The organism is Fictibacillus sp. 7GRE50, assembly GCF_015903875.1.
Lineage (GTDB): Bacteria > Bacillota > Bacilli > Bacillales > Fictibacillaceae > Fictibacillus > Fictibacillus phosphorivorans.
Genome location: NZ_JACZDW010000003.1, coordinates 517430 through 532658, shown reverse-complemented (window position 1 = coordinate 532658; position 15229 = coordinate 517430). Strand labels below are relative to the sequence as shown.

The window sequence follows — 15229 nt, the reverse complement described above, 5'->3', positions numbered from 1 at the left end:
GGAGGTTACACCGTGGCAACTCACGAAAGTCACAAAAAGAGAAGTGGGTTAATGGATTGGCTCACTACCGTTGACCATAAAAAGATCGGTATTCTGTATCTTTTGGCTGGTGGCTTCTTCTTCTTAATCGGAGGACTTGAAGCAGTTTTAATGCGTATTCAACTTATGGAACCAGACAGCAAGATTTTCACTGGTGAACTTTATAATCAATTATTAACGATGCATGGAACAACGATGATCTTCTTGGCAGCCATGCCGATTATCTTTGGTTTCATGAATGCGATCGTTCCTTTACAGTTAGGAGCTCGTGACGTAGCGTTTCCTTATGTAAACGCAGTCGGGTTCTGGCTATTCTTCTTCGGAGGAGTGCTATTGAACTTAAGTTGGTTCTTAGGCGGAGCTCCTGAAGCTGGATGGACAGCATATGCTCCGCTATCAACTGTAGCAGAAGATACAGGTGTTGACTTTTATGTACTTGGTCTTCAAATTGCCGGAGCTGGTACTCTTGCAGGAGGAATTAACTTCCTTGTAACGATTATCAACATGCGTGCACCTGGTATGACATTTATGCGTATGCCATTGTTCACATGGGCTTCATTTGTTACTTCTGGGCTTATTCTTTTCGCATTCCCTGCACTTACAGTAGGCTTCTTCTTACTGATGTTCGAACGTGTATTTGATGCTAATTTCTTTAATCCAGATATGGGTGGTAACATTTTGATCTGGGAACACATTTTCTGGATTTTTGGTCACCCGGAAGTATATATCTTAATCCTTCCAGCATTCGGTATTATCTCTGAAGTTATTTCTACATTCTCAAATAAGCGCTTGTTTGGTTATAGCGCAATGGTATTTGCAACAGTGCTTATCGGATTCTTAGGATTCATGGTTTGGGTTCACCACATGTTCACTGTTGGTTTAGGACCTGTAGCAAACTCAATCTTTGCTGTAGCAACTATGGCAATCGCGATTCCAACTGGTGTTAAGATCTTTAACTGGATCTTCACGATGTGGGGCGGACAGATTCGTTTCTCTACAGCTATGCTTTTCGCAGTTGGATTTGTTCCAACTTTCGTAATGGGTGGAGTTACTGGGGTAATGCTTTCTGTACCTGCTGCTGACTACCAATATCATGACAGTTATTTCGTAGTAGCTCACTTCCATTATGTAATCGTTGGTGGTTTGATTTTAGGATTGTTCTCAGGGTTATACTATTGGTACCCTAGAATGTTTAACCGCGTATTGAATGAAACACTTGGTAAGTGGAATTTCTGGTTGTTCTTTATCGGTTTCCATTTAACGTTCTTCCCTCAGCACTGGTTAGGACTAATGGGTATGCCTAGACGTGTTTATACATATATGTCTGGACAAGATCTTGATGGAGCAAACTTTGTAAGTACGATCGGTGCGATTCTTATGGGTGCAGGTACCATTGTACTTTTAATCAACATCATCATTTCTGCATCATCTAAATATGCAACAACAAAAGATCCATGGGATGGCCGTACACTAGAATGGGCTATGCCAGTTCCAACACCAGAATACAATTTCGCTCAAACACCACTAGTACGTGGTCTAGATGCATTGTATGTTGAGAAGACAGCTGGTAATGGAGAAATGACACCTGCAGAACCTGTAGGAGAAATTCATATGCCGAATGGATCGATCCTGCCGTTTATTTTATCTTTAGGAATGTTCATTTCTGGTTTTGGTTTTATCTACTCGAACTGGTACGTAGCAGGAGCAGGTCTAGGGCTTGTATTGATCACCATGTTCTTACGTTCTATTATTGATGATCACGGGTATCATATTCATAAAGAAGAAGTTGAAGCAGACATTAAAGGGGGTAGAGCTTAATGAATGCTGGAGAACGTTTAACAGATGCGAATTTCCCTGCTCATCCTGAAAAAGCTACCCTTGAAGGTAAGAACAAATTTTTAGGATTCTGGTTATTCCTTGGTGGAGAAACGGTATTATTTGCAACGCTTTTTGGAACATATCTTGGTCTTAGAAATATGCATTTAGACGGCCCTTCTGGGGCAGAACTATTTTCACTGCCATTAGTATTTCTAGCTACAATGCTGCTACTAACTAGTTCACTTACGAGTGTGTACGCAGTACTTTCTTTAAAGCAGAACAAAGTACGTTCATTGCAAGGCTGGTTCCTCGTAACATTATTATTAGGTCTTGGATTCTTAGGTCTAGAGATTTATGAGTTCATACATTATGTTCACGAAGGACATACGTTTACAAGCTCTGCGTTTGGTTCAGCTTTCTATACGTTAGTAGGTTTCCACGGAGCACACGTATTGTTTGGAATTCTTTGGATCACAACATTGTTAGCAAGAAACTGGAACAGAGGGATTACATTATCTAATGCTCCAAAATATTATTTGTTTGCTCTATATTGGCACTTTGTCGATGTTGTATGGGTATTCATTTTTACCGTTGTTTATCTAATGGGAAAGGTAGGCTAAACTCATGGCTAATCACACACAAAACCCTGAAACTACCGTTCATCGTCACGAAGAGATTCAGCGTAAGCTTGCCTTGAAAGAGGAGCGTAAGCATCATAACGTTTCTTTTGTCATGATGATTCTTTTAACGATCGTTGCATTCTTTGCGATCTGGAGTGACAAAATTAGTGATTCATTTGCTGTTTTGTTTATCCTAACACTGGCAGTTGTTCAAGTTTTCTTCCAGCTATATGTTTGGATGCACTTAAGCCACAAAGGACATGACTTCCCAATCTGGGGTATGGCAAGTGGTATATTGGTTGCAGCTATTACAGTAGCTTCCTTAATGGGACTTATTTGGACATCGTAATCAAGGAAGGGCTGCATCTCGTATGCAGCCCTTTTTATTTGTTACAATATTAAGAATTGTCACTATTATTCCGTACAAGTACCAGCTAGGATTGATATAGTATTTATGGGTACTTTTATAAAGGAGATGACAGACATGCATCATAATCATCATGTTCATCATACTAGTTTAAGTGATTATAACTGGTACGAGCTTTTTCCGCCTTCGATATATGTTTTAGCCATCATTCTTGCGTTCGTTTACTTTCGGTTTGTTGCGAGAGATAAACAGGGTAAGAAGCTTGCGACGAAATGGCAGCAGACTTCAATGATCGCTTCACTTTTGTTGATGATCATTATAAAAGGTACGCCTGTTCAGGTTTTAGGACATAATTATTTATTCAGTGTTCACATGGTACAGATGGCTGTTCTTTATTTAATGATCGCACCTCTTATGATACTTGGGATTCCTGAGGTGAGATGGAAAAGTTGGTTAAGTAAGAAAACAATCCTTACTCGGATTTTTCATTTCCTTACTAAACCGTTGCTAGCATTGCTTATCTTTAACGCAGTATTTTCTTTGTATCATATTCCTTTAGTGTTTGATGCAGCCGTTTCAAACCCTGTAATTCATTATGGGTATCATGCTTTATTATTAATTACGGCTTATACGATGTGGTGGCCGGTTCTTTGTCCGGTTAGAGAGCTTGATACGTTGTCAGACATTAAAAAGATCGGATACGTGTTTGCTAATGGTGTACTAATGACTCCAGCTTGTGCGTTGATCATGTTTGCAGATTTTCAGCTTTATGAAACTTATAGAAATGTGCCACAATTGTTTGAAACGATGACGCCGAAAGAAGATCAGCATGTAGGTGGAGTTACAATGAAGATCTTCCAAGAAGTGATTTATGCCTTTGTACTCGGATTAATCTTTACGAGATGGGTGAAAAAAGAACGACTGCGTGATAAGGCGGACTTGGAGTTAATTAAACGACAAAATAATCAATTGAAACCTGAATTAAAGTAACCGGCATTTTTGCGGGTTATTTTTTTTGTCTAAACCTAAGTTTATACTTGCAAACAACATGATTTCAGATGCATATAATCTCCTCACGGCGCTGGAAAAGCGAATGTTATGAAATATACCTAAAAAAGACGTACAAAATCACAACAAAAAAAAGAAATTGCTCGTTGGTGTCGAAATATATAGTAAAGCCGAGTAGAAAGGAAAGAAAAATCATGAGAATCAGTGCCAGACAAGCCGCTAAAAAATTTATAGAGTCTCATTATCCAAACTGTGATGTAGCCTATCTGGCTGGCAGTGTTGTTAGGGGAGAAGAAACAGAAAGCTCTGATTTAGATATCATCATCATAGATAGTTCTATCAGTGAGTCATATCGTGAATCACTTACCGAGTATGACTGGCCGATTGAGGTTTTTGTTCACAACATGTTTACTTACAAACGCTTTTTCAAACAAAATATCGACAGAGCCAGACCCTCACTTCCACAAATGTGTGCTGAAGGCATCATTCTTCGTGACTCAGGGCATGCGTCACGAATTAAGAATGAAGCTTTACAGTTATTAAAAGCAGGGCCTACTCCGTGGAAGACGATAGAGATCGAGCAAGCACGTTATTTCTTAACCGATCTATTAAACGATCTAGAAGGTTCTACAAACGTCTTAGAGGATTTATTTATCGTTTCAAAACTTGCTGATCGTACACATGAATTTGTTTTACGTGTTAATGGACATTGGATCGGGGAAGGAAAGTGGATTCTTCGGGCTTTAAAAGAGTATAGCGAACCTTTTGCTGAACAATTCGCTTCTGTATTTGATGAATATTATTTCAATCGCTCCAAATCAAAAGTCATTGGATTTGTTGATGAAGTGCTCGCTCCATATGGTGGCAGGCTATTTGAAGGGTACTCCTCTCAATCTCCAGAAAGAGCTGCTGAATAAAAAAAACCCCTCATGCAAGAGGGGTTTTTTTAAACGTGTAACTCACTATGCAGTGCTTCGATCAATTTGTTGCATTGATTAACTACGTGTTTTGGGAATACTTCGTCGTATTCTACACCATGTGGGTAGTAATGTTTCCCTACATAAGGTGTTCCAAGTTCAACTTTAGCATGAGGTGTTTCTGTTTCTGCTTCAATAACATGACAAGGGAAACGGAAGTAGTAAACGTCACCATTCGTCATATCTTCAAATTTGTAATCATATGTAATACGTTCATAATCCCATTGGCCAGCACGGATCATGCCATGGTTATCCATCACATGCTCTAAAAGTGAAAACTCAACAACCTTCCCGTTTAAGCCGCTTTCTTCAAATTTCATTGTGAAACCTCCTAGGAATTCAATAAAAAATAATAATCACTTCTTAATGATATTATGAAAGCGCTAAAGATGCAATCATTGTCAAAAGTGCGCATATTTGTTTTTCTTTCGTAAAGCATAAAGAAGTATAGATTTAAAATAACGAGGAGGTAATGTTTGTGAAAAAGGTAAGTGACATCATGACGAGGAATGTAGATTATGTAACACCACAAGACAATGTTTACGAAGTAGCCGTAAAAATGAAGCAGGATAATGTAGGTGTTATTCCTGTTTGTGAGAATGATCAAATTATCGGAGTAATCACGGATCGAGATATTGTCGTCCGGGGAGTTGCTGAGAAACGTCCAGGGTCTACAAAGGTATCCGATGTTATGAGCGATAATCTGTTTACAGGCTCTGCAGATATGACAGTTGAAGAAGCAGCGGAACTTATGGCAGACAAACAAGTAAGAAGACTTCCAATCGTAGAGAACAATAAACTTGTAGGGATTATCTCGTTAGGAGATCTTTCCCTAGCTAAAGAGAGTGACTCCGCTGCAGGACATACCCTTTCACAAGTTTCTGAGCAAAGAGATCAGATTCAATAATTGATGTTGATTATATAAAACAGTTCCTTTTATAGGGGAGCTGTTTTATTTTTGAAAGGTTTCATCCAAACACATACCCTCTATGCTAAACTAAGAAGAGAAGAAAGATATAGGGGGAACCATTATGCGAGGATTGGTTACTTTTTTCCTATCCGTTTTTATTTTGATTGGCTTATTTTTTTATGATGTACTACCAGAATTCACAGTCGAGAAAGAAAAGCCTGATACAAAAGTAGAGTACATAGAAGAAACATTAAAGATTCCTGATGATGCTGTTTCTAACTGGGTTGGTAAAGATATATCTGAATTTAAAGAGCAATGGGGAGAACCTGAAAGGATAGATCCATCTAGCTATGGTTATGATTGGTACATATATGGAAACAAGAGTCCAAAAGGATATTTGCAAGCTGGTGTAGAAAACGGAAAAGTAGTTACGTTGTTTGTCATTGGATCTGATGTGAATACATCACCATTTACGATTGGAGAGAATTCAAACACGATCATCCAAAAGTTTCCGATTGAGAGTGACATCACTATTAACGACGGAGAAGATTTCTTTAGATTTGAACTGTCTGAGCAAGAAGTTATGCTGCGTCCACTGATTAAATTGAAAGATAACATTTGGGTACAGCTTTATTTTGATAAGTTTACGAATCAGCTATCCAGTGTAAGATATACTACTTCGGATGTCTTGTTAAAACAAAGGCCATACTCGATCGTTTATCGAGGAGATCTTCCCCCGCTTGGGCAGTTAAGCGATGATGAACAAAAAAAGGTAGATCAATCTGAAGAACAGCAAGTTTTTGAGTTAACGAACATTATCCGTCTTAAATACGACAAAAATCCGTTACAGTGGGATGAGAAAACTTCGGAAGTAGCGTTTTTGCATTCAAAAGATATGTTAGATCAGCAATATTTCTCTCATGAGAGTAAGGATGGACGAACGCTTTCAGATAGGCTGCAGCAAAAGCAAGTAAAGTTTCTGCAAGCGGGAGAGAATATAGCTGCAAACTATACGGACGGTATAGCAGCTGTAGAAGGCTGGATGAACAGTGAAGGGCATAGGAACACACTTTTAAACAATGAGTACACTCATTTAGGAGTGGGTGTAGATAATAAGTATTACACACAGAATTTCTTAGTACCTATGAAGTAAATAGAGATAGTAAAGCTGAACCTCAAAAGGTTCAGCTCTTTTTTTTGAGAAGGTATTTTAGAGGGATTTTCTGTTATTCGGCAAGTTTAAAGAATGTACCTGATGCAGAAGCGATTAAAGTACCTTTTTCGTTACGTACTTTTCCATCCATACGGACCAATTGTCTGCCATTATGTACGACTTCAGCACGGCAAATGAACAACTCTCCAACGCCAGGTGTTAAAAAGTCTACTTTTAATTCGACAGTCACAGCACCTCTTTTGTTACCTGGAACAAGGCTGGCCATCGTACCCATTGCTGTATCTAGTAGTGTTGCTGTTAAGCCGCCATGTAAGATTCCGATTGCATTGTCGAGTAAGGGAGAATTGGGCATCTCCATCTCTAACGTATGATCATTGATTCTAGTTGTTTTAAAATCTAATAAAGAAGCAATGTGTGTCTTATGCTGCTTTTCTCTTTTCGTTTTCAAACTGTTTAAGAAACGTTTCATGACTTGTTGCTCTAGTTCAGTACTGGTTTCGAAATACTCGTTCCACTCGTCCTTAATGTTCAATAGTCTCTCCCTCAATCTTTTTTTATTTTTATTGTACCTTTTTGGGCGGATGAGAATAAAGTAAACAGAATTAACTTTGCATGAATAATAAAAAATGGGCGCACCAATTTATGGGCACTTATGTATCATGTAGTAAACATCATTCGTCAGTGGATGGCTGGGGGTGGATTCTGTGGTAAAGACTGATATAGAAAGTTTCAAGGAGTTCGTTCATAAACATCCTGATTTAATTAAGGAAGTGAAGAAGAATAAGAGGCCTTGGAAAGAAGTTTATCAGGATTGGATTGTTTTGGGAGAAGAACATGAAAGCTGGAATCAGTATGCAAAAGATAAGGATAAAGATAAAAAACAAGAAGATCGCTCTAAGTCTGAGAAGACAAGAACAGAACTTACAGTTGGAGATATTGTTGCTGGTTTAAGTAAACTGCAAATAACGGATGTACAAAAATATTTATCCCAATTTGGTAGTCTGATGGATGCGGTTCAAGAACTATTACAGCAATTTAACAATCAGTCTGACAGACCGAACCAACAGCCGGAAAATAGAATGAATGATTATCCTTCATATAGGGATTAAAAGGATGTGTGCGGTGTGCGAAGAGAAATTCTCGAATACTTAAATACAAGACCTGACTTGAAATATTATATAAGAGAAAAACCAGAGTGGTATAGAAAGCTGAGTAGAAACCCTTTTTCAGTGTCTGAGCTGGAAGAGGGTGCGAAAGTGTTTTACGGGCGTACCTTCGGGCAAAGAGTGGATCGTTTTCATCAACAGGTACAAAACTTTGGCTTATTAATGGAATTGATCTCTGTAATGGGTGATGAAGTAAAGGGAAGCGATGCTCCTATGCCGAATGATTTTCAGCCAATGCCAGACTCTCTAAACAACGGTTAAGAGTTTTTGAGGGATAATAAGAATCAATAAGGAAAAAACTACTTCTATAAGGAGTGGTTTTTTTATGAAAATAAGAAATAGACGGATCTATGCAGGTGGTCTATTAGTGATTATCGTGCTCACACTATTTACGATTACCAAATTCCACGAAGGAACTTCTGAGTCCAAACCAAAAGCTGTAGAGGTATCTGCTTCATATCCAATCATGGATAAAGACTGGGCAGTCAATTATCATGTGAAAAAGCAGCGGATCTATTTTGAGAATATTATTTCAAGGTTTTCCTTCCAAGGTGGTCTTACGAAGACACCAGGAAATAAGGATGGATACATTGCTGTTTTTGTAAACAATAAGTGGAAGATGAATGCTAATCAATCCATGTTCATCTTAAAGAATATGAATCCCGGTAAACATAAGATTACTCTGCAGCTGAAGAAGAAAGATGGATCTGATTACGGATTAAAGAAAAATATAGTCGTTCAAGTTCGATAACTCTTCAATTTATGAAGAGTTTTATTTATTGTAAGAAGTCTGCTATGCTTTTAAGTCTATTCAATATCCGCTATAATAGATTAGAAACCTCATACCTAAAGGGAGGTGTGACGTATGAGTTTAGACCAAAGTGTATTGCTGGAAGAATCATTAGCATTAGCAGAGATGGTTGCTGATTCCAGTGTTGCATTAGCATATAGAGAGTCAAAATATAACCTAGAGCAAGATGTTGAAGCACAGAAAATGATTGCTCGTTTCGCAAAAATGAAAGAACAGTATGAAGAAGTACAGCGATTTGGAAAATATCATCCTGATTTTCATACCGTTTCAACACAAGTTCGTACTCTTAAACGGGAGCTTGATTTTCATGAAAATATAGCTCAATTTAAGAAAGCAGAAAAAGAACTTGAAAACTTATTGATGGAATGCAGCAAAATCATTGCTTACAGTGTATCTCAACAGATTAAAGTTCCTACAGGCAATCCGTTCTTCGATGAGAGCTCTTGCAGTGGTGGATGTGGTTCAGGCGGATCCTGTGGCTGTGCTTAAACTTAGTCTCTAAACCGAATGCAGTCAAAACATAAGTTTCCGCAGCAGAACATTTTTTCTTGCGGTACTAAAAAACGCATCCGGTATACATGAAGATTTTCTTCTGATCTTACAAATGTAAGGTTCAATGTTAGCCGTTTCCCTTTCATAGCTTTTACGGCATATTTTTTTACAGAATCAGTTGAGTGATCGATTGAAAACTGCGAAGAAACCGTTACATATATGAAAGGGATACCGGCCATCATTTTTTTTTCAACATGAATGATTGAAGGGTCTTGTTTCATTCGATTCAAAAAATGTTCCCAAACGTTGTTTAAGTCCAATCTACATCACTTCCTAACAGGGAGTATTCATTTATTTGATCAATACAGTATATAAAAGGAGCTTTAATTATGATAGGTAATCGTCGTGGGCTATCTGTTTTTCTCCATTCATTAAAGTTTTCAAAACAGTTAAGACGTTATGGTAATGTGCATTATGTTTCTCGAAGGTTGAAATATGCTGTTTTGTACTGTGATGGAAACAAAATAGATGAGATTGCAGCAAAGCTTGAATCTTTGCATTTTGTAAAAGAAGTAAAAAGGTCTCATAAACAAGAGATTAAGACAGAATATGAAAGTAAAATTGTTGATAAAGCGAAAGAGTATGACTATAAGATGGGGATTTAAGAGACAGGCCGCTAATAATAATAGCTGCCTGTTTTTTTTGTCAGTAATTCCATTTATAAGTCTTCAAAAGAATTTATAAGTCTTGAAGAAATTTTATAAGTCTTCACCTATTTGGTAAAAAAAAATTATTTTATAACAAAGGCGGAATTAAATAGTTTAAACGAAGAATCCCTGTTAGATAGTGAAAAAAGAGTTCTGTTTCAGCAAAATCTGTTGATGGCTTTACATCAAATGTAACCACTTCTTTATTTAACTGTGCGGCCTTTGCCTCGAATAGATCAATACGTTTAGAAGGATAAGGTACTCCCTCTCGGCAAATGTATAGTGGCTGAAACTTTCCCTCTGAAGCTGGGTGCAGGACAGCAACAAGAGACGCATACATTTTATCTTCTTTCTTAACTTTTAAACATAATAACTGTGAGATACGGTCTTTGTTCGTTTCCATGATCTCAAGTAGTTCATAAAGATCAGAATACCCTTCTCCAAGCTCAATAAATCGTTGAATCATCATTCAATCCCCTTTCTATAAAACAATGTAGCATAATCATCTATGAGCTTAAAGGACTTTTAAGCATGAAAAAAAACCTGCAGCAAAAACTGCAGGTTGCCTTTAAAACAAAATCACTTCTGTTTAAAGGCGATGGGAGAGGAGAAACCGGATGAAGAACTTATGGGGAGTAAGTCTTCTCCGCGGTTGGCAACAACATCGTTCGTTGATGTTGTTACAAATAGTATGACCGCATTTAATTTGACTTATACTTATAAGAAAAAGATTTGATGTTTGAATACAGGAATACTTGTGATAGGATTAGTAAGGGAAAACGGATAAAGAATTGAGTGAAGAACGTGAGAGTAATAGCTGGAGAATGTAAAGGAAGACCACTTAAAGCTGTACCAGGTACGAACACAAGGCCGACAACTGATAAGATTAAAGAATCTATCTTTAACATGATCGGTCCTTTTTTTGAGGGAGGTACAGGTCTCGACTTATATGGTGGAAGCGGTGGCTTAGGTCTTGAAGCTTTAAGCCGGGGCATGGAGCACTTCATTTTCATTGATAAAGATCAAAAAGCCATACATACGATTAAAGAGAATATCAAACAATGCAACTACGAAGACAAAACAGAAGTCTTTCGAAATGATGCAAAAAGAGCATTGAAAGCGCTTCATAAAAGAGAGATGCAATTCGATATGATTTTTCTTGATCCTCCTTATGCGAGACAGATGTTATTAAAGGATATGGAGGAGATCGACAAGCTGGAACTACTCTCTCCAGAAGGAAGTATTGTGACTGAACATGGTACGGATGTAACACTACCTGAGGAGATCGGAAACTTTTATCAGGTCAGACAGGAAACATACGGAAAAACAACTACAATAACAATCTATAAACGCGATTAACATAAAGTATGAGGTGAAAAAAATGCCAGCAACTGCAGTCTGTCCTGGTAGCTTTGACCCCGTAACTCGTGGTCATCTGGACATTATTAAACGTGGAGCAACAGTATTTGATGAAGTAATTGTAGTGGTAGCCAATAATCAAAGCAAAGACCCTTTGTTCACAGTTGATGAGAGAATCGTCCTTTTAAAGGAAGTTACGAAGCAGTTTCCTAATGTGAAAGTAGACTCTTTTAACGGCCTTCTGATCGATTACGTAAAGAATATCGGAGCAAATGTGATACTTAGAGGATTACGTGCAGTATCAGATTTTGAATACGAGATGAAAATTGCTTCGATCAACAAGAAATTAGATGACGAAGTCGAAACATTCTTTATGATGACAAACAATCAATATTCCTTCCTGAGCTCAAGCATCGTTAAGGAAGCAGCAAAGTATCATGCGAATGTTTCAGATCTTGTTCCGGAAGTTGTGGAAGAAGCTTTAAAAGAAAAATACAACAGCCCCCGTTAAGTACGGAGGCTGTTTTTTTTCATAAGTCTTCTATTCCACAACAAGATTGAAATCATTAAGAATCCAAGTGTGACATAATGGCTGTGCATTAGGGCCAGCATGCCAAATTCACTTATGTGCAAGGTTTTTTCTGTAAGAAATGCAAATGCTGGAGCAGTAGTGCTTTTAACGTGATACAAATAAGGGAATACTAATAGACAAATGATCGCAGATAAGAATCCATGAAGTATTCTTGCAAAAAAGAAAGGCTTGAACTTGATATCTGTATCAGCAAGTATACTAGCGACTTGTGCTTGAACGGAAAAACCGCTAAAAGCTAATATAAAACTTACGATGACGGCTTGCTGTAAAATGGGTGATTGTGCGAGACTCGTTAAATTGCTTCCTAACGTAATCTCAAAGATTCCTTTAATCAGAGGAAGACTTAATTGTTCGGATAGGGAAAGCATAATAAATAAATAATTGATAAAGTTTGAGAGAAGTTGAGCCACGTGAAGAAGATCCATCATCTTACTTAGTACGGAGAAGAGAATAATGAACCCACCAATCATAAGCAGTGTCTTTGTAGATTGCTGAACAGCATCTCCAAGAAGCTGTCCGATGGGACGATTGTCTGCTAATCTAGCTTCATGCATATGTTTAAACGCATTGGTAAGACCTTTTCCTCTATAACGTACTTCCTTATTAACTGGTTCTTTTTTCCAGCCATGGAACCTCATGATAAGTCCAACGAAAATGTTGCCCACATAGTGGCTGACTGCGAGAACAATTCCAAGAGCTGCGTTATGAAAAAAGCCTACTGCAATCGCGCTGAACATGAATAAAGGGTTCGAACAATTCGTAAAAGACACGAGGCGCTCTGCTTCTAGTGTCGTGATCTGCTTTTGGTGCCATAATCGTGCCGTCAGCTTTGCACCAGCAGGAAATCCTGAAGAAATGCCCATCGCCCAAACGAATCCCCCTGCACCGGGTACACGGAAAAGCGGTCTCATAAGAGGTTCAAACAATACACCTATAAGATGTACGACGCCAAACCCCATCAATACTTCTGATAATATAAAAAATGGCATTAAAGATGGGAAAACAACGTCCCACCACATTTTCAAACCGTTTACGGACGCCATATATGTTTCTTTTGGGTATATGATTATTGATATTGCTATGATAATAGCCGATGCTGACAATACAAGTGTTTTGAAATAAGCTTTGTTCATAAAGGGGAGCGCTCCTCTCACGTAATTCCACTATACTTACTTGTCCTCATCCTTATTTATACGTATAGCCTTACTCTTTAGACCATATGTTAAAAAAAGACGGTGCTTCTAAAGGAGGAGCAAAGCATGAAAGAACCAAAAATCGGACTTGCTCTAGGATCTGGCGGTGCTAGAGGGTTTGCTCATCTAGGTGTTGTTAAAGCAATAAGAGATGCAGGAATACCTATAGATATGATAGCTGGAAGCAGCATGGGAGCTTTGGTCGGTGCGATGGTGAGTATGGGTCATAGCGATGAAAACCTTTACCGGATGGCAACGCTCTTTAAACGTAAATATTATATGGATTACACGGTCCCTAAGATGGGATTTATCACAGGGAAGAAAATCAAAGAACTCGTAAGGCTTCTCACAAAACAAAAACAAATTGAACAAACGAATATTCCTTTAGCAATCGTGGCAACTGATCTACTACTAGGAGAAAAAGTGGTTTTTAGAACGGGACCTATTGCAGATGCCGTTCGTGCAAGCATCTCGATCCCAGGCATATTAGTGCCTGAAAAAATAGATGGAAAACTATTGGTGGACGGTGGAGTTATTGACCGCGTACCTGTTTCTGTGGCACGAGAGATGGGAGCAGACCTTGTAATCGCCGTTGATATTTCGCATTTTAAAGCAGAACTTCAGGTTTCTTCTATTTTTGATGTTATTATTCAAAGTATCGATATCATGCAGCGTGAAATGGTGCGCTGGCACGAAATTTCCGCTGATATTATGATTCGTCCAATGGTTGAGCAGTTCAGTTCTACAGCATTTAAGGATGTAAATGATATAATTGCTATAGGAGAAGAAGCAGGAAAAAAACAGATACCAAAAATTTTAGAAAAGATCGACAACTGGAAGGAGTCTATGCATGACCACTGAAAAAACAACGAAACGAACAAACTTTTTCTCAAAAAATAAATTCATTATTCTTTTTTTACTGGTGTTTGCTTTTATAGCATTCTATCCACTCCCTTACTACATTACCTCTCCAGGGGATGCCAGAGTGTTAGATCCCATCATTAGCGTAGAGGGAGGAGACGACGATAAGGGAGTGTTCATGCTAACAACAGTGTCGGTAGGTACAGCAAACATTCCGCAATACATATGGGCAAAGCTGAGTGATTATCGTGAAGTCATCCCTGCTGATCAGATCAGAGGAGAAGATGAGACGGATGAAGAATACAATCAAAGACAACTGCAGATGATGGAAGATTCACAGCATGCGGCCACCATTGTTGCTTATCAAGAGGCAGGAAAGAAAGTAGACATCGAATACCATGGTGTTTATGTAACAGGGATCATGTCTGGAATGCCGGCAGAAGAAAAGTTAAAAGTTGGAGATAAGATTATTGCTGTTGACCGTAATCCAGTTATGGAAACAAAAAAACTACTCGATACGCTCGCTCCTAAAAAAGCAGGAGATGCGGTTGACTTAACGATTCTACGCGGCGATAAAAAATTGAATGTGAATTTAAACATTGAAGAGTTTCCAAAGAAATATATTCAAGATCAAGGACCGAAAGCGGGTCTTGGCATCACTTCTCCTGTAGCAGATGTATCCATCGTAACAGATCCGAAAGTGAAGATTGATACATCACAGATCGGAGGACCTTCAGCTGGGTTGATGTTCACGTTAGAAATTATGGATCAGTTAACACCAGATGATCTTACACACGGGAAGAAAATTGCAGGAACCGGAACGATGGACCTTCAAAAGAATGTAGGGCCGATCGGAGGTATACAACAAAAGATTGTTGCAGCTGATGAAGCAGGTGCTGAGATTTTCTTTGCCCCTGTTGATGGAAATAACTACAATGATGCCGTGAAGGCTCAAAAAGATATAGGGTCTAAAATGAAGATCGTTCCAGTTAAGACACTGAACGATGCACTCGACTATTTGAAAAAATTGTAAAGAAAAAGGATGCAGAAGCCATAAGTGGCTTTTCTGCATCCTTTTTTAGCTCGTCTTGAGCGGATGTTAATTACGCTCAAGACGAGCGCCATATCAAAAATA

General features: G+C 38.4%; 21 protein-coding genes. 16 read left to right on the top strand and 5 right to left on the bottom strand.

Annotation, left to right across the window (positions count from 1 at the left end):
• Positions 1–12: 12 nt before the first annotated feature.
• The 5 genes from ctaD to IHV12_RS13875 all read left to right on the top strand — a co-directional run bounded on the left by ctaD (position 13) and on the right by IHV12_RS13875 (position 4769).
• A complete protein-coding gene (gene ctaD / locus IHV12_RS13895; protein WP_332873631.1) occupies positions 13–1857 on the top strand; it encodes a cytochrome c oxidase subunit I in 1845 nt (614 codons plus the stop codon).
• Positions 1857–2477 carry a cytochrome c oxidase subunit 3 gene (locus tag IHV12_RS13890; protein WP_144700988.1) on the top strand — a complete coding sequence of 207 codons (621 nt, stop codon included), beginning with the start codon at positions 1857–1859 and terminating at the stop codon, positions 2475–2477. Before ctaD ends, IHV12_RS13890 begins: the two co-directional genes overlap by 1 nt.
• 4 nt (positions 2478–2481) lie before the next feature.
• Positions 2482–2826, top strand: coding sequence for a cytochrome C oxidase subunit IV family protein (locus IHV12_RS13885; protein WP_066393364.1), 345 nt, complete (start codon positions 2482–2484; stop codon positions 2824–2826).
• 135 nt (positions 2827–2961) lie between these two features.
• On the top strand, positions 2962–3834 hold the full coding sequence (locus IHV12_RS13880) for a cytochrome c oxidase assembly protein (protein ID WP_197191214.1): 873 nt from the start codon (positions 2962–2964) through the stop codon (positions 3832–3834).
• Positions 3835–4052: 218 nt separating this feature from the next.
• The gene (locus IHV12_RS13875) at positions 4053–4769 is read left to right on the top strand and encodes a nucleotidyltransferase domain-containing protein (protein ID WP_197191352.1); all 717 of its coding nucleotides are present in this window, start codon (positions 4053–4055) and stop codon (positions 4767–4769) included.
• Positions 4770–4798: 29 nt separating this feature from the next.
• On the opposite strand, the gene IHV12_RS13870 is transcribed toward IHV12_RS13875, so the two are convergent.
• The gene (locus IHV12_RS13870; RefSeq protein WP_197127622.1) at positions 4799–5149 is read right to left on the bottom strand and encodes a YugN family protein; all 351 of its coding nucleotides are present in this window, start codon (positions 5147–5149) and stop codon (positions 4799–4801) included.
• 158 nt (positions 5150–5307) lie between these two features.
• On the opposite strand from IHV12_RS13870, the gene IHV12_RS13865 reads away from it, so the two are divergent.
• On the top strand, positions 5308–5736 hold the full coding sequence (locus IHV12_RS13865) for a CBS domain-containing protein (RefSeq protein WP_197127623.1): 429 nt from the start codon (positions 5308–5310) through the stop codon (positions 5734–5736).
• A gap of 124 nt (positions 5737–5860) precedes the next feature.
• Positions 5861–6892 (top strand): CAP domain-containing protein, encoded by a 1032-nt coding sequence (locus tag IHV12_RS13860; protein ID WP_197127624.1) that lies wholly within the window; start codon positions 5861–5863, stop codon positions 6890–6892.
• 73 nt (positions 6893–6965) lie between these two features.
• Here IHV12_RS13860 and IHV12_RS13855 read toward each other — a convergent pair whose 3' ends face one another.
• A complete protein-coding gene (locus IHV12_RS13855) occupies positions 6966–7445 on the bottom strand; it encodes a PaaI family thioesterase (protein ID WP_197191213.1) in 480 nt (159 codons plus the stop codon).
• Between the two features lie 172 nt (positions 7446–7617).
• On the opposite strand from IHV12_RS13855, the gene ylbD reads away from it, so the two are divergent.
• The 4 genes from ylbD to IHV12_RS13835 all read left to right on the top strand — a co-directional run bounded on the left by ylbD (position 7618) and on the right by IHV12_RS13835 (position 9379).
• Positions 7618–8022: a YlbD family protein gene (gene ylbD / locus IHV12_RS13850; protein WP_197127626.1), complete on the top strand. Its 405-nt coding sequence runs from the start codon at positions 7618–7620 to the stop codon at positions 8020–8022.
• 15 nt (positions 8023–8037) lie between these two features.
• Positions 8038–8340, top strand: a complete 303-nt coding sequence (locus tag IHV12_RS13845; RefSeq protein WP_197191212.1) for a YlbE-like family protein — start codon at positions 8038–8040, stop codon at positions 8338–8340.
• Between the two features lie 64 nt (positions 8341–8404).
• Complete coding sequence (locus tag IHV12_RS13840) at positions 8405–8830, top strand: hypothetical protein (RefSeq protein ID WP_197127628.1); 426 nt, start codon at positions 8405–8407, stop codon at positions 8828–8830.
• A gap of 114 nt (positions 8831–8944) precedes the next feature.
• Positions 8945–9379, top strand: coding sequence for a YlbF family regulator (locus IHV12_RS13835; protein WP_197127629.1), 435 nt, complete (start codon positions 8945–8947; stop codon positions 9377–9379).
• 2 nt (positions 9380–9381) lie between these two features.
• On the opposite strand, the gene IHV12_RS13830 is transcribed toward IHV12_RS13835, so the two are convergent.
• The gene (locus tag IHV12_RS13830; RefSeq protein WP_197191211.1) at positions 9382–9702 is read right to left on the bottom strand and encodes a hypothetical protein; all 321 of its coding nucleotides are present in this window, start codon (positions 9700–9702) and stop codon (positions 9382–9384) included.
• 69 nt (positions 9703–9771) lie between these two features.
• Here IHV12_RS13830 and IHV12_RS13825 point away from each other — a divergent pair, with 69 nt between their 5' ends.
• Entirely contained in the window at positions 9772–10047 is a 276-nt protein-coding gene (locus IHV12_RS13825; RefSeq protein WP_066245799.1) for a YlbG family protein, read from the top strand.
• 130 nt (positions 10048–10177) lie between these two features.
• On the opposite strand, the gene IHV12_RS13820 is transcribed toward IHV12_RS13825, so the two are convergent.
• Positions 10178–10555, bottom strand: a complete 378-nt coding sequence (locus IHV12_RS13820) for a DUF7147 family protein (protein ID WP_197128211.1) — start codon at positions 10553–10555, stop codon at positions 10178–10180.
• A 338-nt stretch (positions 10556–10893) separates the two neighbouring features.
• On the opposite strand from IHV12_RS13820, the gene rsmD reads away from it, so the two are divergent.
• Positions 10894–11448 (top strand): 16S rRNA (guanine(966)-N(2))-methyltransferase RsmD, encoded by a 555-nt coding sequence (rsmD, locus tag IHV12_RS13815; protein ID WP_197191351.1) that lies wholly within the window; start codon positions 10894–10896, stop codon positions 11446–11448.
• Positions 11449–11470: 22 nt separating this feature from the next.
• Positions 11471–11959, top strand: coding sequence for a pantetheine-phosphate adenylyltransferase (gene coaD / locus IHV12_RS13810; protein ID WP_197127631.1), 489 nt, complete (start codon positions 11471–11473; stop codon positions 11957–11959).
• Here coaD and ylbJ read toward each other — a convergent pair.
• A complete protein-coding gene (gene ylbJ, locus IHV12_RS13805) occupies positions 11956–13173 on the bottom strand; it encodes a sporulation integral membrane protein YlbJ (RefSeq protein WP_197191210.1) in 1218 nt (405 codons plus the stop codon). The genes coaD and ylbJ overlap by 4 nt on opposite strands.
• A 126-nt stretch (positions 13174–13299) precedes the next feature.
• On the opposite strand from ylbJ, the gene IHV12_RS13800 reads away from it, so the two are divergent.
• Together IHV12_RS13800 and IHV12_RS13795 are read left to right on the top strand one after the other, a co-directional pair.
• A complete protein-coding gene (locus IHV12_RS13800; protein WP_197191209.1) occupies positions 13300–14094 on the top strand; it encodes a patatin-like phospholipase family protein in 795 nt (264 codons plus the stop codon).
• Positions 14084–15127, top strand: a complete 1044-nt coding sequence (locus IHV12_RS13795) for a SepM family pheromone-processing serine protease (RefSeq protein ID WP_197127634.1) — start codon at positions 14084–14086, stop codon at positions 15125–15127. The genes IHV12_RS13800 and IHV12_RS13795 overlap by 11 nt, the downstream gene beginning before the upstream one ends.
• Positions 15128–15229 lie beyond the last annotated feature (102 nt).